The sequence below is a fragment of the Curtobacterium sp. MCBA15_009 genome (genome assembly GCF_001864895.1).
Taxonomy (GTDB): Bacteria; Actinomycetota; Actinomycetes; order Actinomycetales; family Microbacteriaceae; genus Curtobacterium.
Window position 1 is genome coordinate 92,579 of the sequence record NZ_MJGO01000039.1, and the last position, 24,619, is coordinate 117,197.

General features: G+C 73.0%; 21 protein-coding genes. 7 read left to right on the plus strand and 14 right to left on the minus strand.

The genetic code is table 11. From position 1 onward, the window contains the following. Positions 1 to 4 precede the first annotated feature (4 nt). The 6 genes from BIU97_RS13650 to BIU97_RS13675 form a co-directional block, all read right to left on the minus strand. A complete protein-coding gene (locus tag BIU97_RS13650) occupies positions 5 to 763 on the minus strand; it encodes a glycoside hydrolase family 16 protein (protein ID WP_071297958.1) in 759 nt (252 codons plus the stop codon). Between the two features lie 315 nt (positions 764 to 1,078). Then, a complete protein-coding gene (locus BIU97_RS13655; protein ID WP_071297959.1) occupies positions 1,079 to 1,360 on the minus strand; it encodes a hypothetical protein in 282 nt (93 codons plus the stop codon). 200 nt (positions 1,361 to 1,560) lie between these two features. Continuing rightward, positions 1,561 to 2,028: a 5-(carboxyamino)imidazole ribonucleotide mutase gene (gene purE, locus BIU97_RS13660; protein ID WP_175472241.1), complete on the minus strand. Its 468-nt coding sequence runs from the start codon at positions 2,026 to 2,028 to the stop codon at positions 1,561 to 1,563. A gap of 54 nt (positions 2,029 to 2,082) precedes the next feature. Then, complete coding sequence (locus tag BIU97_RS13665) at positions 2,083 to 3,180, minus strand: glycosyltransferase (protein ID WP_139196045.1); 1,098 nt, start codon at positions 3,178 to 3,180, stop codon at positions 2,083 to 2,085. Positions 3,181 to 3,267: 87 nt separating this feature from the next. Continuing rightward, on the minus strand, positions 3,268 to 5,241 hold the full coding sequence (locus tag BIU97_RS13670; RefSeq protein ID WP_071297961.1) for a glycoside hydrolase family 6 protein: 1,974 nt from the start codon (positions 5,239 to 5,241) through the stop codon (positions 3,268 to 3,270). A gap of 216 nt (positions 5,242 to 5,457) precedes the next feature. Beyond that, the gene (locus BIU97_RS13675) at positions 5,458 to 6,594 is read right to left on the minus strand and encodes a 5-(carboxyamino)imidazole ribonucleotide synthase (RefSeq protein ID WP_071297962.1); all 1,137 of its coding nucleotides are present in this window, start codon (positions 6,592 to 6,594) and stop codon (positions 5,458 to 5,460) included. A 112-nt stretch (positions 6,595 to 6,706) separates the two neighbouring features. On the opposite strand from BIU97_RS13675, the gene BIU97_RS13680 reads away from it, so the two are divergent. Then, positions 6,707 to 7,255: a GtrA family protein gene (locus BIU97_RS13680; protein WP_083420963.1), complete on the plus strand. Its 549-nt coding sequence runs from the start codon at positions 6,707 to 6,709 to the stop codon at positions 7,253 to 7,255. 10 nt (positions 7,256 to 7,265) lie between these two features. Further along, on the plus strand, positions 7,266 to 8,849 hold the full coding sequence (locus tag BIU97_RS13685; RefSeq protein ID WP_071297963.1) for a DUF2142 domain-containing protein: 1,584 nt from the start codon (positions 7,266 to 7,268) through the stop codon (positions 8,847 to 8,849). Between the two features lie 533 nt (positions 8,850 to 9,382). On the opposite strand, the gene BIU97_RS13690 is transcribed toward BIU97_RS13685, so the two are convergent. Both BIU97_RS13690 and BIU97_RS13695 read right to left on the minus strand, forming a co-directional pair. After that, positions 9,383 to 10,414 carry a lysylphosphatidylglycerol synthase domain-containing protein gene (locus BIU97_RS13690; RefSeq protein ID WP_071261588.1) on the minus strand — a complete coding sequence of 344 codons (1,032 nt, stop codon included), beginning with the start codon at positions 10,412 to 10,414 and terminating at the stop codon, positions 9,383 to 9,385. Between the two features lie 83 nt (positions 10,415 to 10,497). Then, the gene (locus BIU97_RS13695) at positions 10,498 to 12,360 is read right to left on the minus strand and encodes an ArnT family glycosyltransferase (RefSeq protein WP_175472238.1); all 1,863 of its coding nucleotides are present in this window, start codon (positions 12,358 to 12,360) and stop codon (positions 10,498 to 10,500) included. A gap of 115 nt (positions 12,361 to 12,475) precedes the next feature. On the opposite strand from BIU97_RS13695, the gene BIU97_RS13700 reads away from it, so the two are divergent. Together BIU97_RS13700 and BIU97_RS13705 are read left to right on the plus strand one after the other, a co-directional pair. Continuing rightward, the gene (locus tag BIU97_RS13700) at positions 12,476 to 13,765 is read left to right on the plus strand and encodes an acyltransferase family protein (protein ID WP_071261583.1); all 1,290 of its coding nucleotides are present in this window, start codon (positions 12,476 to 12,478) and stop codon (positions 13,763 to 13,765) included. 228 nt (positions 13,766 to 13,993) lie between these two features. Further along, positions 13,994 to 14,980: a GH25 family lysozyme gene (locus tag BIU97_RS13705; protein WP_083404850.1), complete on the plus strand. Its 987-nt coding sequence runs from the start codon at positions 13,994 to 13,996 to the stop codon at positions 14,978 to 14,980. A gap of 18 nt (positions 14,981 to 14,998) precedes the next feature. On the opposite strand, the gene BIU97_RS13710 is transcribed toward BIU97_RS13705, so the two are convergent. Both BIU97_RS13710 and BIU97_RS13715 read right to left on the minus strand, forming a co-directional pair. Further along, positions 14,999 to 15,226: a hypothetical protein gene (locus BIU97_RS13710; protein WP_071261581.1), complete on the minus strand. Its 228-nt coding sequence runs from the start codon at positions 15,224 to 15,226 to the stop codon at positions 14,999 to 15,001. A 106-nt stretch (positions 15,227 to 15,332) separates the two neighbouring features. Further along, a complete protein-coding gene (locus tag BIU97_RS13715) occupies positions 15,333 to 16,556 on the minus strand; it encodes a polysaccharide pyruvyl transferase family protein (protein WP_071261567.1) in 1,224 nt (407 codons plus the stop codon). Positions 16,557 to 16,604: 48 nt separating this feature from the next. Between BIU97_RS13715 and BIU97_RS13720 the strand changes: the two genes are divergently transcribed. After that, the gene (locus tag BIU97_RS13720; protein WP_071261564.1) at positions 16,605 to 17,792 is read left to right on the plus strand and encodes a glycosyltransferase; all 1,188 of its coding nucleotides are present in this window, start codon (positions 16,605 to 16,607) and stop codon (positions 17,790 to 17,792) included. On the opposite strand, the gene BIU97_RS18155 is transcribed toward BIU97_RS13720, so the two are convergent. The 4 genes from BIU97_RS18155 to BIU97_RS13740 all read right to left on the minus strand — a co-directional run bounded on the left by BIU97_RS18155 (position 17,759) and on the right by BIU97_RS13740 (position 22,034). Beyond that, entirely contained in the window at positions 17,759 to 19,294 is a 1,536-nt protein-coding gene (locus tag BIU97_RS18155; RefSeq protein WP_071261554.1) for a hypothetical protein, read from the minus strand. The two genes, BIU97_RS13720 and BIU97_RS18155, sit on opposite strands and share 34 nt — an antisense overlap. Positions 19,295 to 19,302: 8 nt before the next feature. Then, positions 19,303 to 20,610: a UDP-glucose dehydrogenase family protein gene (locus BIU97_RS13730; protein ID WP_071261548.1), complete on the minus strand. Its 1,308-nt coding sequence runs from the start codon at positions 20,608 to 20,610 to the stop codon at positions 19,303 to 19,305. 67 nt (positions 20,611 to 20,677) lie between these two features. Then, positions 20,678 to 21,229, minus strand: coding sequence for a PH domain-containing protein (locus BIU97_RS13735; RefSeq protein WP_071261544.1), 552 nt, complete (start codon positions 21,227 to 21,229; stop codon positions 20,678 to 20,680). A gap of 4 nt (positions 21,230 to 21,233) precedes the next feature. After that, the gene (locus tag BIU97_RS13740; RefSeq protein WP_071261541.1) at positions 21,234 to 22,034 is read right to left on the minus strand and encodes a biotin--[acetyl-CoA-carboxylase] ligase; all 801 of its coding nucleotides are present in this window, start codon (positions 22,032 to 22,034) and stop codon (positions 21,234 to 21,236) included. A gap of 74 nt (positions 22,035 to 22,108) precedes the next feature. Here BIU97_RS13740 and BIU97_RS13745 point away from each other — a divergent pair, with 74 nt between their 5' ends. Together BIU97_RS13745 and BIU97_RS13750 are read left to right on the plus strand one after the other, a co-directional pair. Next, positions 22,109 to 23,704 carry an acyl-CoA carboxylase subunit beta gene (locus BIU97_RS13745; RefSeq protein ID WP_071261524.1) on the plus strand — a complete coding sequence of 532 codons (1,596 nt, stop codon included), beginning with the start codon at positions 22,109 to 22,111 and terminating at the stop codon, positions 23,702 to 23,704. A gap of 13 nt (positions 23,705 to 23,717) precedes the next feature. Beyond that, a complete protein-coding gene (locus BIU97_RS13750) occupies positions 23,718 to 23,972 on the plus strand; it encodes an acyl-CoA carboxylase subunit epsilon (protein WP_071261521.1) in 255 nt (84 codons plus the stop codon). Positions 23,973 to 24,619: the final 647 nt, after the last annotated feature.

Genomic DNA, 24,619 nt, shown 5'->3' on the forward strand with positions numbered 1-24,619 from the left:
TCGGTCAGCGCCGCACGTACGTGTAGGTGCTGTACCAGTCGATGTACAGGTGCCCGGACGCGCCCCAGTCGCCGGTCTGGAACATGTACCGGTGCTCCGTCCGGGGCACGTCATGGGTGACCGTGCTGATCACCTTGCCGTCGAGCCGGTAGCGCACCGACTTCCCGGGGATCCACTCGATCGAGTAGGTGTGCCAACGGCGCCAGTCCACGCCGGTGTCGGTGCTCGTCGCCGCCGCCTCGCGACCCGGGCGCATCGAGTGGTGGTGCACCATCGGCCGGGCGTCGAAGTTGCCCTCCGGATAGTCGATCTCGCCGTCCGACCAGACGTCCGACGACGGCCAGAGCATGAACGCCGCACCGTTGCCGTCACCGCCGGTGGCCTTCGCCCGCACGGTGAACTTGCCGCCCTTGTGCGACCACGCCCCCTTCGGCGTGCCGAAGGTCCCCGCGGCGCCGCGCTTCCCGTCGAGCCGGACGTCCATGTACCCGTTGTGCGCGCTGATCTGCGACCCCGAGAAGTACATGCCGCCGGTGCCGTCCGGGTACGGCTGCCAGGTCTTCGCGTAGGTCGACGCGAACTGGCCACCCGCCGCCGCCTTCGTGCTGAACTGCTCGCGGACCGTCTGTCGGAAGTTCCCCACGTCGCCGCGGGGCGCGGAACTGGCCGCGGCCGGCGCGACCGGGACGAGGCCGCCGGCGACGAGCGCGGCACCGAGGAGGACGACGGCGAGGCTCGCTCGTCTCGAGGCACGGTCCTGCATGGGCTGGTCACTCCCTGACGTGACGGTCCACGCCCGTCCGTCGGGCGTCGGGGGCCTGGTCGACGGCCACCCGCGGATCACGCTAGTTCGGCGGCACGCCGGGCACCGCCCCCAGTCCACGCGCGACCCGGACGGGGGGGACGCTCCGTCGACGGCGGACCAGGCGGCCCGGCCGCGCTCGCGCCGAGGGGCAGCCGCGCTGGCTCGGGGCGGATGCCGGCGCCGGTGTCGACTCAGGGGCGGCGTCGGCTCAGGGCTGGCATCGGAGCGATCGGTGCCGGCTCAGGGCCGGTGTCGGGTCCGTGCCGGTGTCGCTCAGGGCCGGTCCCGGCGACGGGTCACGACGGTGACCACGACCGTGCCGACGGCGGCGACCACCGCGACGACGGCGGCGACGACGGCGACCGTCCGCGCGGCGGTCCACCCCTCGAACTGGCTCTTGGTGGCCACGAGCTGGTCCCCGGCCGCTCCGGTCCACGACGCCACCGGGTTGAGCGGGCCGGCGGCGGCGAGCTCGGCGACGCACACGACCGCCGCGACGACGACGACCGCAGCCAGCACGAGGACGGGCACGAGACGACGCAGACGAGCGGACATGCGGCTACGGTAGCGCGCATGACACGGTGCGAGGAGTGCGGCAGACCGATCACGGGTGAGCCCGTGCGGACGGCGACGCGGACGCTCGACCGCGCGTGTGCGGACCGCACCGACGCGATCGCGTACGGCGTCCTCACCGGGGGAACGCCACACGATGCGGCGGGCGCGCCCGACCTCGGCGACCGACGCCGCAGCGCCCGCTAGATCGAGTCGCGCAGGCGCGCGGCCTTCTCCTCGACCAGCCGCTCGAGCCCGTCCGCGTACTCGGCGAGGCGTGCGGCGACCGCGGGTTCGGACGAGCCGATGATCCGCGCGGCGAGCAGACCGGCGTTCGCCGCACCGTTGATCGCCATCGTCGCGACCGGGATGCCCGCGGGCATCTGCACGATCGAGAGCAGCGAGTCGAGACCGTCGAGACGGGCGAGCTGCACCGGCACGCCGATCACCGGGAGCGTCGTCATCGAGGCGACCATGCCCGGCAGGTGCGCCGCACCGCCCGCCCCGGCGATGACGACGCGGATGCCGCGCCCGGCCGCCTCGCGGGCGAACCGGGTCATCTTGTCGGGGGTGCGGTGGGCCGAGACGACGTCGGCCTCGAACGGGATGCCGAGTTCGGCGAGGATGTCCGCCGCCGCGCGCATGGTGGGCCAGTCGGAGTCCGACCCCATGATGATCGAGACGAGCGGCTGGACGGGGGCGTCGGTGTCGGTCACGCGACGAGCCTAGCCGAGCAGCACCCGCCGCCAGGAGTCGCCGTCGCGGCCGATCGTCCGCTCCGTCGCGACCCACCGGGCAGCGCCGTCGTCGGCCCTGCCGTGCTCGACCGCGGCGCGCACGGCCTCCCGCCACGCGGCGGGGTCGTCGGGGACGGCGACGGCGCCGTGCTGTCGGGCCGCGGCGTACGAGGGACGGTCCGAGACGACCGCGGGGATCCCGAGCGCGGTGTACTCGAGGAACTTCAGGTCGCTCTTCGCGCGGTTGAACTCCTCGTCGCGCAGGGGGGCGACTCCGGCGCGCCAGCGCTGCCGGTGCGCGACGAGCCAGCGCGAGAAGGCTGGGTAGTGGCCGTCGGGCACCTCGAGCCGGCGGTACCAGTCGGCACCGTCCTCGTCGGTGACGCCGATGACCTCGAGCCGGATCGGCGTGCCGTCCGTCGTCGTGAGGTCGGCGAAGACGTCGTGCAGCAGTGCGAGGTCGGCGGCGTGCGTGAGCGTGCCCATGTACAAGACCCGGTGCTCGTCACGGGGCCGGTCGTCGTCGGTGGCGGGCTCCCCCGGGGTCCAGAGCCCGGGGTCGAGGGCGTTCCGGACGACCGCGACGCTCCGGGCGACGGGTCGGACGACCTCGGCGAGTTCCGGCGTGCTCACGACGACGGTGTCGGCGCCGCGGACGATCGCGTCGATCGACGCGAGCCGGTCGGGGTCGTACTCGGCACGGGCCAGTCGCTGTCGGCCCGAGGCGGTGAAGAAGTCGTCGTCGACCTCGGCCACCACCCGGACCCCACGGGCCGCAGCCGCGTCGAGGAACGGCTGCACGGTGGCGCGCGGCAGGACGTCGCGCTGGACGAGCACGGCGGCGTACCCGGTGGTGTCAGTGCCGGCCACGAACGCGGCGGGGTCGACCTGGCGGACCGTTGCGGTCCCGCCCGCCGCCAGGTGCTCGACGCGGCGGACGACCCGGACGTGCGCCGACGCGGGGTGTGCCCCGTCGGCACCTGCCACGACGTACCCGAGCACCGGGAGCGGGGCGGGTGCCGGTGGCGCCCCGAGCACCGCACGGCGGAGTCGTCGGACGGCCCGGCGGGCGAGATCACGCGGCATGCGGCCCATTCTCCCGCACCGCCGCACAGGACCGGCACGCCGAGCAGGAACCCACACCGCCCCGGTGGCGCGGTGCGGTCCAGCGGGTCAGCGCACCCGCACCGTGCTGCACCCGAGCGCGGTGTCCCCGCCGCGGCCGATGCCGACGGCGGTCAGGCACACCGAGCGCTTGCCGGCCGCCACACGGACCGACCCTGCGAACCCGTGCCGCGTGCCGCTCGTGTGCACGCGGTCGACGTCGCTCCGCGTGCGGTCGGCCACCAGGGTGCCGACGGACCGGCCGCCGGCCGTGACCCGCACGGAGACGGACCGTCCGAGGGCGTCGCGGTCGAAGGCCCAACCCCGGACCGAGACCCGACCGGCGGTGTCGGCGGTCACGGACTCGCGCTTGCCGACCGGGGCGGCGACGGGCACCGTCACCGTCCGGCACGGACCGACGGGACGGTCGGCGCCCGCTCCGGTGTTCCGCGCGACGGCGCACACGCGGTGCTTCCCCGCGCCGACCGGCACCGTGCCGCTGAACCCGTGGGCCGTGCCGGATCCCCACGTCCGGTGCACGTCGGCGCGGGTGACCCCGGCGGACAGGGACCCGACGGTCCTGCCGTCGACCGTCACCGCCACGGTCGTCGCCGACCCGACGGCGTCCCCGTCGAAGGCCCACCCGGTCACCGCGATGCCGGCCGCCGTCACCCGCGCGGACTCGAGCGCGCCGTAGGGGTCGTGCCGGTAGGCCCGCGCCGTGGCGCAGCCGAGGTCGGTGTCGTCCCCGGCGCCGATCGAGACCGCCGTGACGCAGACGCGGCGCGGACCGGCCGCCGCGGGCACCACGACGTCGAACCCGTGGGACCGGCCGACGCCTGCGGACGCGTCGACGTCGGACCGGTCGGCGTCGGCGGCGATGCTGCCGGCCGCGGCGCCGTCGACGGTCGCGCGGACCCGGACGGGCTGCGTCGGGTCGTCCTCGTCGTACGCCCAGCCGCGCACACGCACGCCGCCGCCCGCGCCGGCCACGAGTTCGAGCGAGCCGCGCGGCGACAGCTGCGGCGTCGCCGCGCCGAGGCGGGCGTTCGCGACGAGGGACTGCGCGTACGTCGACCACCACTTCCCCGCGGCCGGTCCGCCGTTGCAGGTGCCGTCGCTCGCGCCCGGGGTCTTCACCCAGAGCAGGGCGTCGAGCGCGGTGCCGTCGGCGACGACCCGCGGCGTGGTGCCGAGGCCGGCGCCGGGCGCGTTGCACCAGGTGCCGCGCCAGCCCTGCCCGTTCCGCGAGGTGTCGATGACGTAGTGCGAGCCCCCGGTCGCCGCGGAGACCTTCTGCGCGTAGGCCTGTTCCTGGGCGGTCGGGTAGTAGTTCGCGACGTTCGTGAAGAACCCGCGTGCCTGCTGCACGCCCGCGCTGTCCAGGCGGGCGGCCATCGTCGCCGGCTGGACCCAGTTCGAGTTGCCGGCGTCCAGGTAGGCGGGCACCCCGGCAGCGGTCAGGCCGGCCACCGTGCGGGAGAGGATCCGGTAGCGCTGCTGGTCGAGGGCCTGGTCGCACGCGGCGTTGCTGAGCATGGCGAGCGAGTCCGGTTCGACGATGACCGCGACGCGGTGCCCGGCGACGGCGGCGGTGACCTGGTCGACCCACGCGTCGTAGGACGCCTCGTCGAAGCCACCGGCGGAGTACCCGCCGCAGTCCCGGTCCGGGATCGCGTAGAGCACGAACACGGCGGTGGTGCCGGACTGCTCGGCCCCGCTGACGGCGGTGTCGATCGTCTTCCGGAGCTGCGTGCCCTGCGCCCACTCGCCGAGCCAGGTCGCCACCGGGTAGCGGGCGATCGTCGACGCGGCCGAGGCACCGGCCGCGTCGGACCCGGCGAGCGCCGTCGCGGCCTTGGCGGCCTCGCTCGTCGGGGAGCGGTACGGCCCGGCTCCGTACAGCGACGCGGCGGTCGCGGAACGGATGTCGGTCGCGGACGTCGCGGCGGACGCGGTGGCCGTCGGCAGCAGCGCGCCGACGACGGCGGTGAGCGCCACGGCGGCGGCGCAGACGACGGCACGGCGCGGACGGCGGTGCATGGACACACTCCTCGGACGGTCGACCCCTGACCCGTCCATGGGAACACGCGGTCGGCGGCGTCACCACCCGCCAGAGCGGGTGCCACCCGAGGGGGTGTCGGCACTCCTGGGGACGTCCCGGACGTCCGTGTCGCGACCCGGTGACGGACGGGAGGCCCGTGGCGGCGTCCGCCACGGGCCTCCCGTCCGCTCCCCGTCGCGTCGACGGGCCGCCGCTCAGTCGTCGAAGTGCGCTGCGGCCGCCCGTGCGCGGTAGACGACGTCGTCGACGTCGTCGCCGATGACGGTGACGTGGCCGATCTTGCGACCCGGGCGCGGGGCCTTGCCGTAGAAGTGGTACTTCGCCTCGGGGAACGCCTCGAGTGCTGCCGGGTAGCGGGCGGCGAGGTCGCCGTCCGCCGGACCGCCGAGGACGTTGATCATCACCGAGGCGGGAGCGAACGCGCCGGTGGCGCCGAGCGGCAGGTCGAGGACGGCACGCAGGTGCTGCTCGAACTGGCTCGTGGTGGCGCCGTCGATGGTCCAGTGCCCGGTGTTGTGCGGTCGCATCGCGAGCTCGTTGATGAGGATGCGCTCGTCGTCGGTCTGGAACAGCTCGACGGCCAGGACCCCGGTGACGCCGAGCGCCTCGGCGATGCGGACGGCGATCGACTCGGTCAGGTCGGCGATGCGCCCGGCACTGTCCGGCGCCGGCGCGATGACCTCGGCGCAGACACCGTCGCGCTGCACGGTCTCGACGAGCGGCCAGGCGACGACCTGACCGGAGGGACGCCGGGCCACGGACTGCGCGAGCTCGCGGGTGAAGGGCACGAGCTCCTCGACGAGCAGGGCCTGGTCGCCACCGGCCTCGGCGGTCGCGATGAACCAGTCGTCGACGTCCGAGGCGTCGGAGACGACCCGCACGCCCTTGCCGTCGTACCCGCCCCGCGGGGTCTTCACGACCGCACGACCGCCGTGGTCGGCGAGGAAGGCGCGCAGCTCGTCCTGGTCGTGCACGGCCGCCCAGTCCGGCACCGGCAGCCCGAGCTCGGTCAGGCGGGTGCGCATCGTGATCTTGTCCTGTGCGACGGCGAGGGGCTCGGGGCCGGGGCGGACGTCGACGCCGGCGTCGACGAGTGCGCGGAGGACGTCCTGCGGCACGTGCTCGTGGTCGAAGGTGACGACGTCGACCTGGCGGGCGAACGCGAGCACGGTCTCGACGTCGTGGTAGTCGCCCTCGGCGGTGGCGGCGATCGCCGCGGACATGTCCGGCCCCTCGGCGAGGACCCGGATGTCGATGCCGAGTTCGATGGCGGCGGGCACCATCATCCGTGCGAGCTGTCCTCCGCCGATGACCCCGACGCGCAACGCCATGCTGTGTGATCCTTCCGGCACTCACACCGGGTGGCGAGAGCGCGTTGTCTACAATCGTTCTTCGGGTCCGCGGTGCGCGACCCGTCTCAACTCTACGGATCCTGGAGGGCTCGTGCGGCGCCTCATCGCCCAGTTCGCACGCTTCGGCCTCGTCGGAGCGGTCGGCTTCGTCGTGGACACGACGGTGTTCAACGTCCTCCGCAGCACGGTGCTCGACCCGGCGGACGTCCACTCGGGTCCGTTCTGGGCGAAGGTGGTCTCGACCGCGGTCGCCATCTTCGTGAACTGGATGGGCAACCGCTACTGGACCTTCCGCGAGCAGCGCCGCGCCGTCGCCACCCGCGAGGGCATCGAGTTCGTCGTCGTGTCGCTCGGCGGCATGGTCATCGCGCTCGCCTGCCTGGCGGTGTCGCACTACGCGATGGGGCTGACGTCGGTGCTGGCCGACAACGTCGCGAACATCGTCGGGCTCGTGCTCGGCGCGGTCTTCCGGTTCTGGCTGTACAAGGTGTGGGTCTACCACCCGGAGCGCACGGGCGAGGCCGCCGTCGCGGACACCGCGACGCCCGTGCACGCCGCGGCCCCGTCCGACGTCGTCGACGGTGTGACGGACGCCACGGCCGTGCCCGGGCCGCAGGTGAGCGGCGACGCGCGACCGTAGGATCGGTCGGGTGACGGCCCCCACGACCACCACCGGCTCCCCCACCACCGACTCCCCCGCAGCGCCGACCCGCGCCGCCCGGTGGGAGCGCATCGCCATCGCCGTCGTCACCGCGACGTTCGGCCTCTGGCTCGTCGCGTGGGCACTCGTCGTCCCGGTGTTCGAGGCACCGGACGAGACCGCGCACATCGACGCCGCGGTGCACGTGGCACTCGGCGGCGAGTGGGTCGACCCGGGCGCGCTGCAGGTCTCGAACGCCGTGCAGGCCGCCAAGGCCGAGCAGGCGACGAAGCCGGCCGACCAGTGGTCCACCGTGAGCGGCCTGCTGCAGGGCGCACCGGGACCGTCGGCGACGGTCAACCAGATGACCCAGCACCCGCCGACCGCGTACCTCGCCGGCGGGCTGGTCCTGCGGGCCGTCGACTACGGCGACCTGCGGTGGGACCACGCGTTCCTGGCGCTCCGCCTCGCCGACGCCCTCGCCGTGACGGCCCTGCCGCTGCTGGTGTGGGCGTCCGTCCGCCGGGTGACCCGGTCGCCGCGGGCCGCGCTGGTCGGTGCGCTCGCACTCTTCGCGACGCCGGAGCTCGCGTCCATCGGCTCGTCGGTGTCGAACGACGCCCCTGTGCTGCTCGTCGCGGGTGTCGTCGCCTGGCTGGCGACGCGCCTGCTCACCGGCGACACCCGCTGGCGGACGACGATCGCGTTGGCGGTGGCCCTCGGTGCGCTCGTCTGGATCAAGGGCACCGGTCTGCCCGCGGTCCCCTTCGTCGCCGTGGTCGTGCTGTTCGCCGGCGCCGGGGTGCTGTCCCTGCGGCGACGGGTGGTCCGCACCGTGGTCGCGATGGCGGTCTCCGGCGGGATCGGCGCGTGGTGGTGGGTCCACAACTGGTTCGCCTACGGCCGCGTGCAGCCGAACGGCTACACCGCGATGCGGCCCCCGAAGGACTTCCCGCCGGGTGAGCACCCGACCCTCGGACACTTCCTCGACGTGTCGTGGGGCACCCTCGCCCGCACGTTCTGGGGCAGCTTCGGCGGTCGGGCGCAGGTGAGCATGGGCGACCTGCTGACGGCCGTCCTCACGCTCGTCGCGCTCGTCGTCCTGGTCGGCTGGGCGTTCCGCCGTGGCCCGCAGCTCCGCGTCGCGCTCTGCCTGGCGGTGTTCCCGGCGCTGCTCATCGGCATCCAGAACCGCACGAGCGCCCACTCGTACCTGACCACCACCGAGGTCGCCGCCACGCAGGGTCGGTACTACTTCCCCGCGATCGTCTGCCTCGTCGTGCTGAGCGCCCTCGCCTGGCGACGACTCGTGCCGGCGGGTCGTGCGCGGTCGTGGGCAGCCGTCGCCCTGGCGGTGCTGCTCCCCGCGGTCGGCGTCTACGGCTTCGCGGTGGCGTCCGCATGGTTCTGGAACGCCGCGCTGTTCCCGGTCACGGGCCGCGGGCTCCTGCGGTACTCCGAGCTCGGCCCGGTGCCGCCCGCCGTGCTCGCCGTCGTGGTGGTCCTCGTCGCGGCCGGTCTGGTGGCGTCGGTCGTGCAGGTCGCCCGCGCGGGTCGTCGTGGTGCGGTCGACGCCCCCGTCACCGTGGTGTGAGGCCGCCGCTGCGTCGCCGTGGCGGCACCTGGTGAGCAGGAGACGTCGAGTCCGTCGCCCCGACCCGACGTCTTCTGCTCACTGAAGGGATCGCCGGGCGTCAGACCGCCGCTGCGTTGCCCGCTGCGTCGTCGCGGCGGCACTCGGTGAGCAGAAGAGGTCGAGTCCCCCACTCCGACCCGACATCTTCTGCTCACTGAACGGGAGCGCGGGGCGTCAGGCCGCCGGTGCGCTGCCCGCCGCGGCGTGGTGACGGCGCCCGCGCACGGGGCGCCATGCCGCCGGTGCGTTGCCCACCGCGTCGACCTGACGACATCCAGTGAGCAGAAGATGTCGGGTCGTCCGTCCCGACCCGACGTCTTCTGCACACTGGCCGGGAGCGCCGGGCGTCGGGCCGCCGGTGCGTTGCCCGCTGCGTCGTCGTATCGACATCCAGTGAGCAGAAGATGTCGGGTCTGCCATCCAGACCCGACGTCTTCTGCTCACTGGACGGGAGCGCGGAGCGCCGAGCGCGGAGCGCCGAGCGCGGAGCCTCAGGCCGCCGGCACGCCGCTCTCGACCGCCGAGGGGTCGTCGGTCGGACGGCCGCGGCGGAACCACGTGGGGGCTGCGGCGCAGAGCAGGAACAGGCCGTCGACGGCCAGGCTCCAGACGCGGGTGACGACCACCACGACGAGGGCGACGGACGGCGGCATCACGAGCGCGAGCAGCAGGGCCTGGACGCCCTCGCGGACGCCGAGGCCTCCGGGGGCGAACACGGCGAGCATGCTGATCGCCGACGCCATGCTCGCGGCGCCGATGACGAACGCCGCGTCGGTGAGCTTCAGCGACGGGTACACCGCCAGGGTGATGAAGTAGTAGGCCGTGCCGGAGAGCACCGCACCGGCGACGTACAGGCCGGCGCCGCCGAGGACGGTGCCGAGGTTCGGGCGGACGTCGGCTTCGAGGGGCTTGCGCCGCAGGATCTTCAGCGCGATGCCGATGAGGAACACGAACACCTGCGGGATGAGGCAGACGACGCAGCCGACGAAGGCCGCGATCATCAGGACGATGAGCCAGACGTCGAGCTGGTGGGTGCGCGGGTCGATGAGCAGCAGCACGAGGGCCAGGGCGAGGGTCGCGGCGATCTGCAGGGCGCCCTCGAGCAGGCCGCTCACGCCGAGCCGCGCCTTCGAGACGCCGTGCTTCGACGCGAAGTAGACCTTGCCGATGATCCAGGTCGCGGCGCCGGGGATGTACCGCCCCATCCACGACTTCGCGTAGACGTAGGTCAGGGTGACGCCGCTGCCCTTGAGGCCGGTCGCCCCGAGTCGGCGGAGCAGGTAGAACCAGATGCCGACGCCCCAGTAGCGGAAGCCCAGGCTGATGAGCGTCGCGACGACGACCCACGACCACTGCCAGTCGAGTCCGGCGAGCTGCGCCCAGTCGACGTGCCGGACGTAGAGCACGAGGAACACCGCGAGCAGGACGTAGAAGACGATCGGGATCGCCCGCCCGAGGATCCGTCGCGCGGTGGACGGACGCTTCCCCTCGGTCGCGGGGGTCTCGCTGGTGGTTCCTGACAAACGACTCTCCTGCCGGGTCTCGGGCACAGGTCATCGTAGACGCAGCGGCGCCCGGCTCCCTGCGTCGCCGCTCGGACGGACCGCTACCGGGCGAGCTGCACGATCTGGATGCGGCACGGGATCTCCGGGTCCGTGGAGCGGTCGGCGCTGCACGAGATCGTCGCGTCGTAGGTGCCGACGAGCTTCCCCGCCACCGAGTAGTCGCGGGCCGGGGCGGTCGCCGGGTCGAACTGCACGAAGTACTGCACGCCCTCGTCGATGAACAGGTTGCGCATCGCGTCGGAGTGGTACGTGTAGCCCTGACCTGAGCGACCGTACACGTGCGTGTCGGTCAGGAAGGCGAGCGACGAGAGCGAGCGGTAGTTCGAGCCGATGACGTTGGCCCCTTCGGGCAGGGCGCCGCTCGCGCGGATCTGGTCGGCGAGCCGGACGAGCTCGGGGACCTCGGTCGGCCCGAGCACGCGCAGCGGCTCGGTCCGGTTCACCGACGGGTAGAACGGCGCCGGCGAGCCGGCCCAGTTCTGCGTGAAGGACGCGACGGGGACGACGGCGATCGCGAGGCACGCGACGACGGCGCGGACGACCCCGCGTCGGCGCACCAGGCGCCAGACCGCCGGCAGCATGAGTGCGCCGATCATCGCTGTGAGGTACAAGAGCGGCCAGTAGTACCGGGCGTTGCCGCCGCCGCTCGACGACGACGTGATCATGCCGTAGCCGACGAAGTAGACCAGGGTGGTCGCGGCGACGATGCAGGTGAACGCGTAGCGGCGGAAGCGCACGACGCCGATGACGAGCGCGGCGGCGAAGAGCAGGGCGATCGGCGCGGCGAACGGCGCGAAGGTGCTGATCTTCTGCAGGTAGTAGGGCAGGGCGAGCATGCGCTCGTGCAGGTAGTAGGCGGCGCGGGCGGGGATGCCCGACTCCTTCGTCACCCGCGGCCCGGTGTCCTCGGTGGTGGTCGTCGTGGTCGGCGGCACGGCGTCGGGGTCCGGGTTGTCCATCGGACCCTGCTTGTAGACCGACGGGGTGAAGTCCTCGTTCGGCGAGAAGGCGTGCGGGTTCGGCGGGACGGGCAGGAACGGCCAGTCGGTCGCCCGCCCGCCGTCGTCGAACTTCGAGCCGATGTTCACGGACAGCGACGACCCGAGGGTCACCGTGCCGTACTTCACGGTCAGGGCGCCGACCCAGGGGGCGATGACGACCGCGAACACGACGATCGTGGCGACCGGCGCGGTCCACCAGTGCCGGACCGGCTCACGCCGACGGCGGGCGGACCACACGCGCAGGAGCAGCCAGAGGACGACGGCGCCGATGGCGACCGGCAGCAGGAAGAGCTTGGTGAAGTACCCGAGGGCGGCCACGGCGCCGAGCACCGCACCGGAGACGAGCCGTGCGCGCCGCGTGCCGTGCAGCGCCTGGTCCGCCCAGCGCAGGGCCCACAGGAACCCGACGATCCACGCGACGACGAGCAGGTCCGGCGTCTGCACCGACACCGCGCTCATCAGGGCGGGGATCGACGTGACCATGAACAGCACCGCCGGGACGATGCGGTGGTTCTGCGACCAGACGAGCCACCCGCCGATGCCGAGCACGACGGCCACGGCGAAGCAGTTCACGACCGCGAAGGCCGTCTGCAGGCCGAGGCCCGCCGCGACGAACGGCGCCATCATCCACGAGACCAGCGGCGACCAGTAGGCGTTGATCGCGTCCGGCAGCCAACCGTTCGCGTACTCGCGCGCGATGCCCATGTACGAGATGCCGTCGACGTTCGTCACCCCGAGGCGGTTGTGGTACGCCACGGCGGCGCTGAGACCGACCCCGACGACCACGAGGACGGCCAGCACGAGGGGCGCCACGACGTGTCGGTACCGCCGTGTGCCCGCCTCCGGACGCCGTCGGACGGGCTCGGAGGTGATCTGCGGTGCTGCGGGCGTCGTCACGGTCACGTGCTTCATCATGACATCCGTTCGCTCGACCGACCGCACCGTGGCGGATCGCGTGCCGTGGTCGGCGTGTGGGAGACTGCCTGCGACCCCGCTCCGACCACCACGAGGACGTTCGTTGGCCACCGAAACCCGCGCAACCGATCCCGCAGCCGAGACGCCGGTCGCCGCTCCCCGATCGGGCGGTCGGCTCGAGTTCCCGTACCTCGACGGCCTCCGCGGTCTCGCGGCCCTGGCCGTGGTGTTCTACCACGCGTACCTCTTCACGGGGATGAAGGGCACCGGGCCGACCGAGCTGCCGTGGCTCCGTCCGATCATCGGGTGGGGCTACCTCGGGGTCCCGCTCTTCATCGTGCTGTCCGGGTACGTCCTGATGCTGCCCGTCGTGACCCGGTTCGACCGCTACCGGCTGCCCGGCGGGTTCTGGAAGTTCATCTGGCGCCGCGCCCGACGCATCATCCCGCCGTACTGGGCGTCGCTCGTCGTCTTCGCGCTCATCATCCTGTTCGTCCCGGTGATGGGGCAGCCGGGCGGCACCCAGTGGGACACCAAGCTGCCGATGGGCTGGGGCACGTTCCTCACCCACCTGTTCCTCGTGCACGACTTCTTCCCGCAGTACATCGGCAAGATCAACGGGCCGATGTGGACCGTCGCCGTCGAGTGGCAGATCTACTTCCTCATGCCGCTGCTGATCCTGCCGCTCTGGAAGGTCTTCGGCGGGTGGGCGACCGCCTCGTCGCTGGTCCTCATCGGCATGTGGATGGGTGCCGAGAGCCGCTACTCCTGGATGCACCCGTGGTTCGTCGGCCTCTTCGCGGTGGGCATGCTCGCGGCCGAGCTGACGGTGAAGGCCCGCGACGAGCACCTCACCGGCAAGCTCGAGTCCTCGAAGCTCGGCGGTCCCCGCTGGCAGGGCGGCGTGTTCGTCGCGGCGATGTTCGTCGGCACGCTCCTGGTGTTCTTCCGCAACCGCGACTACTGGCAGCACCAGACCTGGCCGTCCGAGGTCGTGCTCGGCCTCTTCGCCGGCATCCTGCTCACCTGGATGGGACGCCGGGCCGTCACCGGGCAGCACACCTGGCTCGCGCGGTTCTTCGCGTGGAAGCCTTTCGTGCTCGCGGGCCTGGTGTCGTACTCGGTCTACCTCTTCCACAGCCCGTTGCTCGGCCTCGGCAACCTGCTGCTCCTGCCGGTCGGCCTGTCCCCGAAGTGGCAGTTCCTGATGATGGTCGTCGTTGTCATCCCGGTCACGCTCGCGATCTGCGTCGGCATGTGGTGGCTCGTGGAACGCAACTTCCTGAACCGTCGGCAGAAGCACGCCACGCAGGAGGTCTCCTCGCGCGGGCGGGTGCCCGAGGTGGAGATCGACGACACCGACGGCGCACGCCCGACCCGCGAGCACCGCTAGCGCCGCCAGCGCCGCCAGCGCGGCCAGCGCGGCCAGCACCGCCGGCACCGCCAGCACCGGGGACGGTGGCCGCCGGCAGCGCCGACCAGCGCGACGGCCCGTCCGCGTCGGCGGCGACGGCACGCGTGCGCCAGGCGGACAGGTGTCGCCGAGGCCCGGTAGCATCGCTCGGACTGCGGCGTGGGAGATCAGGCCCCCACGGCATCTCGACAGGGAAGACGAGACCACATGCGCGCACCCATCACCAGGCTCATCGGACTCGGCACCGCTGCCGCCGTCGCCGGAGCGATCACCTTCGGCAGCGGGCCGCTGGTCGCCGCTGCGGCCCCGACCGCACCGGCAGCCCCGACCGCACCGGCACCCTCGGCGTCCTCCGCCGCGACGACGTCGGCTCCCGCCGCCCCGGAGCAGGAGCTCTCCATCGCCGAGATGGACCGCACCGGCAACCACACCATGGGCGCCGGCATCGCCGCCCACGCCGGTGAGACGCACGTCAGTGTCGCTCCCGGCGGGGTGAGCGCGCAGTCGCTGAGCACCTCCGCCGCCGCGAAGGCGTCCGGCCCGTTGCCCGGCCGCGTGCAGGGCTTCGACATCAGCGCCTGGCAGCCGAGCGTCAACTTCCGGCAGTCGTACCGGAACGGGGCGCGCTTCGTCTACGTCAAGGCGACGGAGGGCACGTCGTACGTCAGCTCGACGTACAAGCAGCAGTACGCGACCGCGAAGCAGCGCAACCTGATCCGTGGTGGCTACGTCTACGCGCAGCCGAGCCAAGCGAGCGGGGCGGCCACCGCGAACTACTTCTTCGCGCACGGCGGGCAGTGGTCGAAGGACGGAAAGACGCTCCCCCCGCTGCTCGACATCGAGTACGGCAGCGCCGCGCAGGGCACCTGCTACGGACTGAGCTGGGGCCAGATGCGCAACTGGATCAAGGACTTCTCGAACACGGTCCACAAGAAGGTCCACCGCTACCCGGCGATCTACACGACGACCGACTGGTGGAAGCGCTGCACGAACAACAGCAACCAGTTCTCGAAGAACGCGCTGTTCGTGGCCCTGTACCCGGTGCACGACTTCACGACGCCGGGCACGCTCGGCCGCAGCTGGTCGAAGTGGACCTTCTGGCAGTGGGCGTCGAGCGGCACCCTGCCTGGTGACCAGGACGTCTACCGGAACTCCGTCACCTACCTGAAGCGCTTCGCGGCGAAGACGGAGTGACGGCGCCGGCGCGCCCCGTCAGGAACGGGTCCGCGCCCGGCGGCCCGTCGCCCAGCCGACGGCGAGCAGCACCAGACCGATGACGGTGACCGGCGCACCCGCGAAGACGAGGAACGCCGCCCCGAAGGGGAAGCTCCCGCCGGTCGCGGCGGACACGACGAGGATCAGCGCCCCGACGGCGGAGACGGCGCCGCCGGCGGCGGCGACGATGCCACCGGCGAGGATGAGGGAACGACGTTCGGTCATGGCGTCAGCCTAGGGGTCGACGGACGGGAGGCCCGTGGCGGCGTCGCCACGGGCCTCCCGTCCGTCAGCTGCGTGCGGTCGCGGGCCGCACGTCGTGTGCCGGTGGTCAGCGGACGTCGCGCGTCGCTTCGGCGAAGTCGGCGTCGAGCGCCGTCGCCATCCGGGCGACACCGTCGGCGAGCTGCTGCCGCACCACGTCGCGGTCCGCGTCGAGCGCTTCGAGCTGCGCGGTGACGTCGTCGACGAAGGTCGGCTCGAGCGCCGACTCGATCGGCTTCGAGAACTCCTGCTGCCCCATCTGCTCGAAGAACAGCCGTCCCTTGTCGACGTAGTAGAGCACCGCGGCCGGCACGCCCGCGATCGTCGCGACGATGGCGGAGTGCAGGCGGCTCGCCAGGAACAGCCGGCTGCGGGACATCAGGCCCGCGTACTCGGACGGCGAGAACGCGTCCGCCTCGACCACGTGGGTGCGGTCGGCGTGCCGCATGAGCGCGATGACCTCGCGGGCGAAGGCGGCGTCGCCCTCGGACGCCTCCATGTGCATCGGGTAGAACACGACGTCGGCGTCCCACCGGTCGATGACGCGGTCGGCCAGGTCAGCGACGGCCTGACGGTAGGTGACGAGCTTGTCGCTGTCGACGCCGGTCTGGCGGAAGCGCTTCGGCAGGAACCGGAAGGGGATCCAGCCGCTGCGCTTGTAGTGGAACCAGCGGCGGACACCGAAGCCGATCGAGCCCTCGAGCTGCTCGGCGGTCAGGCCGGTGGTGCGCTCGAGGCGTTCGAGCACGTCGGCGTCGGGCGTGGTGACGGTGCCGACCACCGCGGGGTCGAAGGACGACACGATCGGCGTCGTCACGCCCCAGGACAGGAGCTTCTCGCGGGACTCGTCGTCACGGACCGCGAACGCGCTGCACAGGTCGACGGTGGCCCGGATGAGGCGCTTGCTGATGCCTGCGGTGGTCGGGCCGATGCCCTGGAACGCCCCGACGAGGTGCTTGTTGACCGCGCGGACGAGCAGCATCTTGCCGAACCAGTACACGAGGCCGAGCTTGTTCGTGTAGTCCTTGAGGATCTCGCCGCCGCCCCAGAGCACGACGTCGGCGCCGCGGGCGGCACGCAGCAGGGCGAACAGGTCGCCGATGCCGGTGCTGTACGGCGAGACCGGCAGGAACCGAATGCCGAACCACGCGGCGTCCCGCTCGGGGTACTGCGACAGGGAGACGATCTCGGCGTCCGGCCAGCGGCGGCGGACGAGTTCGACGTTGCCGGCGAGGATCGCCCGGTCCCCGCGGTTGTGGGGCGAATCGCTATTGTGGATCAGTACGCGCACGGGGTGAGAGCCTACCGGACCGTCCCCCGCCACCCCCGGAAAGGCACGATGTCCCGCACCGACCACACCGCCCGACCCCGCCTGCTCGTCCTCGGTTCGACGTTCCCGGCGCACCCCGACGACGGCGTGCCCGCGTTCGTGCTCGACCTCGCCCACCAGGAGGCCCTGGGCTTCGACACGATGGTGCTCACGCCCCGGGTGCCCGGTGGTGCCAAGACGGAGCGGATCGGCGACGTCGGCGTCCGGCGCTTCCCGTACTTCCCGAAGGCGTTCGAGGACCTGGCCGACGGCGCGATCCTCGACAACCTCAAGGAGCGGCGTTCCCGGATCGTGCAGGTGCCGGCGCTCGTGCTCGCGCAGTACCTCGCCGTGCGCCGCGTCGTGCGGTCGGCGAGGCCCGACGTCATCCACGCGCACTGGGCGATCCCGCAGGCGCTCGTGGCGACGCTCGCGGCGCCCGGCGTGCCGGTGGTCGTCACCACGCACGGTGGCGACATCTACGCCCTGCGTGCCGCGCCGCTCGTCCGGCTCAAGCGCTGGGTCTTCGGGCGGTCCGCCCACGTCACCACCGTCAACTCGGAGATGCGCGACCGCCTGACGGAGTGGGGCGTGCCGGAGTCCCGGTCCACGGTGATCCCGATGGGCGTCGACCTCGGTCCGGCCCGCGACACCCGCGCCCGCGTGCCCGCCCAGGAACACCACGTCGTGGCCGTCGGCCGCCTGGTCGAGAAGAAGGGCTTCGGCAACCTGGTCGAGGCGCTCCGCGGCCTCGGCGACGACGTGCCGTGGCGGCTCACCGTCGTCGGCGACGGTCCCTACCGGGCGCAGCTCGAGCAGCAGGCGGCCGGACTCCCCGTGACGTTCCTCGGGCAGCGCGGCCGCACCGAGGTGCTCGAGACCCTCGCGTCCGCGACCGTCGTCGCCGTGCCGTCGATCCCCGCAGCGAACGGCGACCAGGAGGGCCTGCCGGTCACCCTGCTCGAGGCCGCCGCCGTCGGTGCCGCGATCGTCGCGAGCGACCTGCCCGGCATCCGTGACGTGGTGGAGGACGACGTGTCCGGCGTGCTCGTGCCGCCCGGCGACGTCCCGGCGCTCCGGGCCGCGCTGCAGCGCGTGCTCACCGACGACGCCGCGCGCGCCCGCTACCAGGAGCGGGCCGTCGCGTCGGCGGCGGAGTTCTCGACCGAGCGGATCGGCGAGCGCTACCGCGCGGTGCTGTCCGACGCGATCGGCTGATCCCCGTCCGGGGTCGCCGTCGGCGCCGGCGCGGTCGGTACCGCCGTCGTCGGTGCCGCCGTCGTGTCGTCCTGCCGGCGCCGGCGGAGGCCGTCGAGCTCGCCGAGCACGAAGAGCACGATCGTCGCGGCGGTCAGCACGCCGGCGAGCACCGTCGCGCCGAGCACCAGGGTCCTCGAGTGCGGCACGAGCGTCGCGCCCGCGAAGTGCAGCAGCGACCAGATCGGCACGAGGGCCAGGAGCGTCCACGCCGGCACGAGCACCACGGCCGCGCGCCGCGACGCCCCGAGCCCGGCCGCCACGGCGATGGCGATCGGTACCCAGACCGCCAGCGTGTAGCGGTTGATCGGCGCACCGCCACCGGCCATGTAGCGGATCTCGACGAGCACGAAGAGCACGACGACGGTCACGAGCATCGCGACGACGAGCGCGCGCGGCCAGGCCTCGGCGGACCGGACGGCACGCTCCCCCCGCCGGTCGGTCGCGCGGCGCACCACGAGCACCACGGCGGCGACCGCCACGAGCAGGAGCGGCACGAGCAGGAGCGTCCACGGCACGGGGTCGCGCAGGTCGAGCGCACCGCGGTAGAGCGCGAAGAGCTGCTTCCAGAAGGACGGCTTCGTCGCCACCTCGCCGTCGGTGAAGTGGGCGCGGGGCACCCAGCCCGGCCACGGCTTCGGCCGACCGCTGAACGACCCGGCGACGATGGTGTTGCGCACCCAGAACCACCCGGACGCCGCCGCGGCGGCGGCCACCGGTACGAGCGCGACGACCACGCGGGCCCACACGCCCCGGAGCCGGCCGAGCCGGACCGTCCGGGCCAGCAGGAACGCCACCGCGACGGCCACCAGCCAGAGCGCGAAGGACAGCCGCGTGGTCATGCCGGCGGCCGTCACGAGGGCGCCGCCGACGAGCAGGCGCGGTGTGAGACCGGAGCGCAGGGCGGCGCCGGCCACGCCGCAGGCGAGGGCGCCGAGGAGCGCGGCGAGCGAGTCGTTGTAGACGACGCCGGCCTGCACGACGAGCACCGCGGTGAAGGCCGAGACGACGGCGACGGTGGCGGGCAGTCGACGGGCCCCCGGGAAGCAGCGCGACGCCGCCCAGGCCGCGGCGGGGACGATCCCGGCCACGACGAGCGCGTTCACGACGCGCGCCGCGACGACCGCCTGCACCGGGTGTCCCCCGTCGACGAGCGGGCCGACGAGCGGCGCGAGCAGGACGTAGTAGAGCGGCGGGTGCTGCGCGACCCACTGCACGGGCGGGTGGTGGCCGAAGCCGGGCCGGAAGCGCACGCCGTCCATCAGGACCGGCAGCTGCCCGTGCCACACCCGGAGTGCGTAGTCGACGTGCGCCGACTCGTCCGTGCTGCTGAGCGGCTCCGTCGACGCGATCCGGGCGACGGCGGCGACGAGCACGAACAGGGTGGCCGCGAGCACGACCGGGGTGGCCCAGTCGCGCCCGCGGACGCCGTCGAGCAGGACGCGCCGCACCCGGGGGGCCACGGAGTGCCTCAGCGCCCCATGCCGCGGTACGTGAAGCCGGCTGCGGTCCAGGCGTCGCGGTCCAGGCAGTTCCGGCCGTCGACGACGACCGGGCTGGCGACCAGCGACGCCACGGTGGTCGCGTCGAGCTCGCGGAACTCGGTCCACTCGGTGAGCACGAGCACCAGCTCGGCGCCGGTGAGCGCCTCGGACGCGCGCTCGACGTAGTCGAGTTCGGGGTGCACCCGACGGGCGGTGCCGACGGCCTCGGGGTCGTACGCCGAGACGGTCGCGCCGAGGGCGTGCAGACGCGCGGCGATGTCGAGGGCCGGCGAGTCGCGGACGTCGTCGGAGTTCGGCTTGAAGGCCAGGCCGAGCGCCGCGACGCGCTTGCCCGCCACGTCGCCGCCGAGCAGCTCCTGGGCGAGGTCGACGACGTGTGCACGGCGGCGCAGGTTGGTGGCGTCGACGTCGGCCAGGAACGCGAGCGACTCACCGACGCCGAGCTCGTCGGCCCGGGCCTGGAACGCGCGGATGTCCTTCGGCAGGCAGCCGCCGCCGAAGCCGAGGCCGGCGTTCAGGAACTTGCGGCCGATGCGGGCGTCGTGGCCGATGGCGTCGGCGAGCGCGGTGACGTCGGCGCCGGCGACCTCGGCGATCTCGGCCATCGAGTTGATGAACGAGATCTTGGTCGCGAGGAACGCGTTCGCGCTGATCTTGACGAGCTCGGCCGTCGGCAGGTTGACGACGAGTCGCGGGGTGCCGGTCGACAGCGCCTCGGCGTAGACCTCGTCGAGCGCGGCGACGGCGCGCTGCCCGTCCTCGCCGTCCGGCACGCCGTAGACGAAGCGGTCCGGGCTGATGGTGTCCTGCACCGCGAAGCCCTCGCGCAGGAACTCCGGGTTCCACACGAGCGTCGCCCCCGGCACGGCGGCCGAGACCTCGTCGGCGAGCCGCGCGGCGGTGCCGACGGGCACGGTCGACTTGCCGACGACGAACTCGCCGGCGGACAGGTGCGGGGTGAGCGCGGCGACGGCCGCGTCGACGTAGGTCAGGTCCGCGGCACCGGTCGGGCCCTGCGGGGTGCCGACGGCGAGGAAGTGCACCTGGGCGCCGGCGACCTCGGCCATGTCCGTGGTGAAGCGGATCCGGCCGGACGAGAGCGCCTCGGTCAGGATCTCCGGCAGCCCGGGCTCGAAGAAGGGGGCCTCGCCCGCGGCGAGCCGCTCGATCTTCGCGGGGTCGACGTCGACGGCGACGACGTCGTGTCCGAGCTTGGCCATGGAGGCGGCGTGCACGGCACCGAGGTAGCCGCAGCCGATCACAGAGATACGCACGCGAAGACGCTACCGGTTTCTCGCGCAGATGCCAGCACGGCCCCGCCGCCCGGCGCGGCCCCCGCCGTCAGGAGCGGACGTCGCCCCACGGCGGTCGGTGGTCCGGACCGCCGACGATCTCGTCCCAGTCCGGCTCGCGGTGCCGGCGCCTGGCCTCGTACGCCTCCACCAGGTCGTGCAGGACGGCGACGACGAGGTCGGCGTGCGGCACGTCGGCGAGCACCACGGCCGGGTCCTCACCGGGGAACACCAGCACGTCGCCGGAGCGGAACAGCCCCTGCAGCCCGCGGCGGCGCACCGTGACGTCGTACCCGCGGGAGTGCAGCAGCTCGTGCCGGGTGCGGGTGCCGAGGCCCTGCACGACGACCAGGCGACGGGTCGTCACGATGTACCGCTCGGACATCCACCGGAAGAGCGGGACGGCGCCGCCGACCACGACGAGGAGCACGACGAGGCCCGCCACGACGGCGTTCAGCCACGCGAGCTGGGCCTGGAAGACGCCGAAGCCGAACCCGCCGGCGGCGGTCACGAGCACGACGAACACGGCCGGGCGCACCAGGCGCCGAGCGTGCGGTCGCAGGCGCGCGACGACGCGTTCGGGCGGCGGCTCGGCGGTCATGCCGTCATGCATACCGCAGGTGGGTGACGTCCCCCACGGCGACGCCCCTGGCCGCGCCGGCTCGATCCCGGATCGTGATGCGGCCCTCGTCGTCGATGCCGGTGGCCTCCGCCTCCTCGACCGTGCCGTCGGGCAGTTCGAGGCGGATGCGGCGACCGATCGTGCCGCACGCTGCGCGGACACGGGACCGGACCGTCTCGGCGGCGGGACCGCCGGCGGCCAGGGCGACCACGGCCTCCAGGAGGGCCCGGTGGAAGGCGGACAGGACCGCGTCGGCCAGGGTGGGGGCGTCGTCGACCGCGCCCGCCAGGCGGAGGGAGGTCGACGTCGGCGTCGGCAACCGGTCGGTGGGGATGGTGAGGTTGACGCCGGCTCCCACGACGACGCTGCCGTCCGTGGCGACCTGGCAGAGGATCCCGCACACCTTGTCGCCGGCGACCTGCACGTCGTTCGGCCACTTCACGACGACCGCTGCGTCGGACGGCAGGACCGACGCGACGGCGTCGCGCATCGCCGCACCGGCGACGAGGGGCAGCCACCCGCGGTCGCGGTCGTCGAGGTCGGCCCGGACGAGCACGCTCGCGGCGAGCGTCTCGCCGGCGGGGGCGGACCACGAGCGGTCGAGCCGACCGCGGCCGGCGGTCTGGTCCATCGTGGCGACGACGCTCCCGTGCTGCCGGGCGGTCGCGACGTCGAGCAGGTCCGCGTTGGTGGAACCGGTCCGCGCCGGCGTCTCGAGGGTCGCTCCGGACGCCCGGACCGCGCTGCCGGTGACGGGGAAGGACGACGACGCGGGTGTGGACATGCACGCAAATGTACGGGCAGGAACCGTGGGGGTCCTCCAACCGACCCCGTCCTGGCCGCCGGTAGGGTGAGCGGGTGACCACAGGAGACACCCCCGATCTCTCGACGACGGCCGGCCGACTCGCCGACCTCCGCGACCGGTACCACGAAGCCGTGACCGCCGCGGGCGAAGCCGCCATCGCGAAGCAGCACGCCAAGGGCAAGGGCACCGCGCGCGAACGCATCGAGCAGCTGCTCGACGAGAACTCCTTCGTGGAGTTCGACGAGTTCGTGCGGCACCGCACCACCTCGTTCGGCATGGACGCCAAGCGCCCCTACGGCGACGCGGTCGTCACCGGCGTCGGCACGATCCACGGCCGCAACGTCGCCGTGTACGCCCAGGACTTCACGGTCTTCGGCGGATCGCTCGGCGAGGTCGCCGGCGAGAAGATCATCAAGGTCATGCAGCACGCGCTGAAGACCGGTGTGCCGATCATCGGCATCCTCGACTCCGGCGGCGCGCGCATCCAGGAGGGCGTGGTCGCGCTCGGCAAGTACGGCGAGATCTTCCGCCTCAACACCCAGGCGTCCGGCGTCATCCCGCAGATCTCGATCGTCATGGGCCCGGCGGCCGGCGGTGCGGTGTACTCCCCCGCCCTCACCGACTTCGTCATCATGGTCGACAAGACCAGTCACATGTTCGTCACCGGCCCCGACGTCATCAAGACCGTCACCGGCGAGGACGTCGGCTTCGAGGAGCTCGGCGGCGCCCAGACGCACAACGCGGTCTCCGGTGTGGCCCACTACCTCGCCGAGGACGAGACCGACGCGCTCGACTACGCCCGCTCGCTCATCGGGTTCCTGCCGGACAACAATCTGTCCGACGCGCCGGCGTACGACGTCGCCCCCGAGCTCGAGACCACCGACGCCGACCACGAGCTCGACCTCGTCATCCCGGACTCGACGAACCAGCCGTACGACGTCACCACGATCATCGAGCACGTCGTCGACGACGGCGAGTTCCTCGAGGTCCAGCCGCTCTTCGCACCGAACATCCTCATCGGCTTCGGCCGGGTCGAGGGCAGCACGGTCGGCATCATCGCAAACCAGCCGCAGGCGATGGCCGGCACGCTCAACATCGACGCCGGCGAGAAGGCCGCGCGCTTCGTGCGGTTCTGCGACGCCTTCGGCATCCCGATCCTCACCCTGGTCGACGTGCCCGGCTACCTGCCCGGCACCGACCAGGAGTGGACCGGCGTCATCCGCCGCGGTGCGAAGCTGCTCTACGCCTACGCCGAGGCCACCGTGCCGCTCGTCACCGTCATCACCCGAAAGGCGTACGGCGGCGCGTACATCGTCATGGGCTCGAAGCAGCTCGGCGCCGACATCAACCTGGCGTGGCCGACCGCCGAGATCGCCGTGATGGGCGGTCAGGGCGCCGTGAACATCCTGTACCGCGCCGAGATCAAGCGCGCCGAGGAGTCCGGCGAGGACGTCGCCGCCGTGCGCACGAAGCTCGCGAACGAGTACACGTACAACGTGGCGTCGCCGTACCTGGCGGCCGAGCGCGGCGAGCTCGACGGCATCATCCAGCCGCACGCCACGCGCGTGTCGGTGATCAAAGCGCTCCGGTCGCTGCGCGGCAAGCGTGCGACGCTGCCGCCGAAGAAGCACGGGAACATCCCCCTCTGATGGGCGTGCACTGATGGGTCGTCACGCAGCTCCCGTCCCCGCGGACGAGCCGACGTCGGTCGCCGACGTCCACGTGGTGTCCGGCGACCCCTCGCCCGAGGAGCTCGCCGCCGTCGTCGCCGTCCTGCAGCGCCAGGCCGACGAGGCTGCGGCCGCTGGTCGTGCCGAGGTCGTCGACCGGCCCCGGGCCGGCTGGGAGTCATCCGCACGCGGCCTGCGTCGCCCGCTCGACCACGGCCGCGGCGCCTGGAGCCGGTCGCTCCGCTGATGTACCCCTGCGGGGAGTGCTCCGTGAGCACGTTGCAGGCTGCACTTCCCGGTCGGTATCCCCTCGATCGGGGGGCAGGGAACGCGGAATCGGGCCAGATCCGCTTGATTTGTCCCCCGAAATGATGACTGACACGGGTTGCGGGCGGGGGCAAGATTGACGTGTTCGGTGTCCTTCTCTGAAGAACATCGCAGGTCGGTGGCCGACTAGGGTACGACGCCATCGACCGCATCGAGGCAGGGCGACATTCGGGTTGTCGCTCAGCCTCGGGTCGTGAACGGGCCGGTCGGACTCCGACCGGCCCGTTCCCCGTTTCCGGGGGCGTTCGCACGCGCACCCCTCCGCGACGGTCCACGCGTCGATCACCTCGTGCGTCGTCGGGGTGGTCGCGTCAGCCGTCGGCGCCGGCCCGGCGCGACCAAGTTGCGGCCGGGAGGCCCGTGGCAGCGCTGCCACGCGCCCCCCGGCCGCCCCCGCAGCGCGTCCGCTGTCTCGGGTACCCTGCGGCGCGCACCACCTTCGCGACGATCCACGCGTCGATCACCTGGTGTCGTGTCGGAACATGCGCACGCACCGCATGCGTGCGCATGTCCGACGCTCCACGCGTCGATCACCTCGTGTCGTGTCGGAATCTGCGCAGTCGCCGC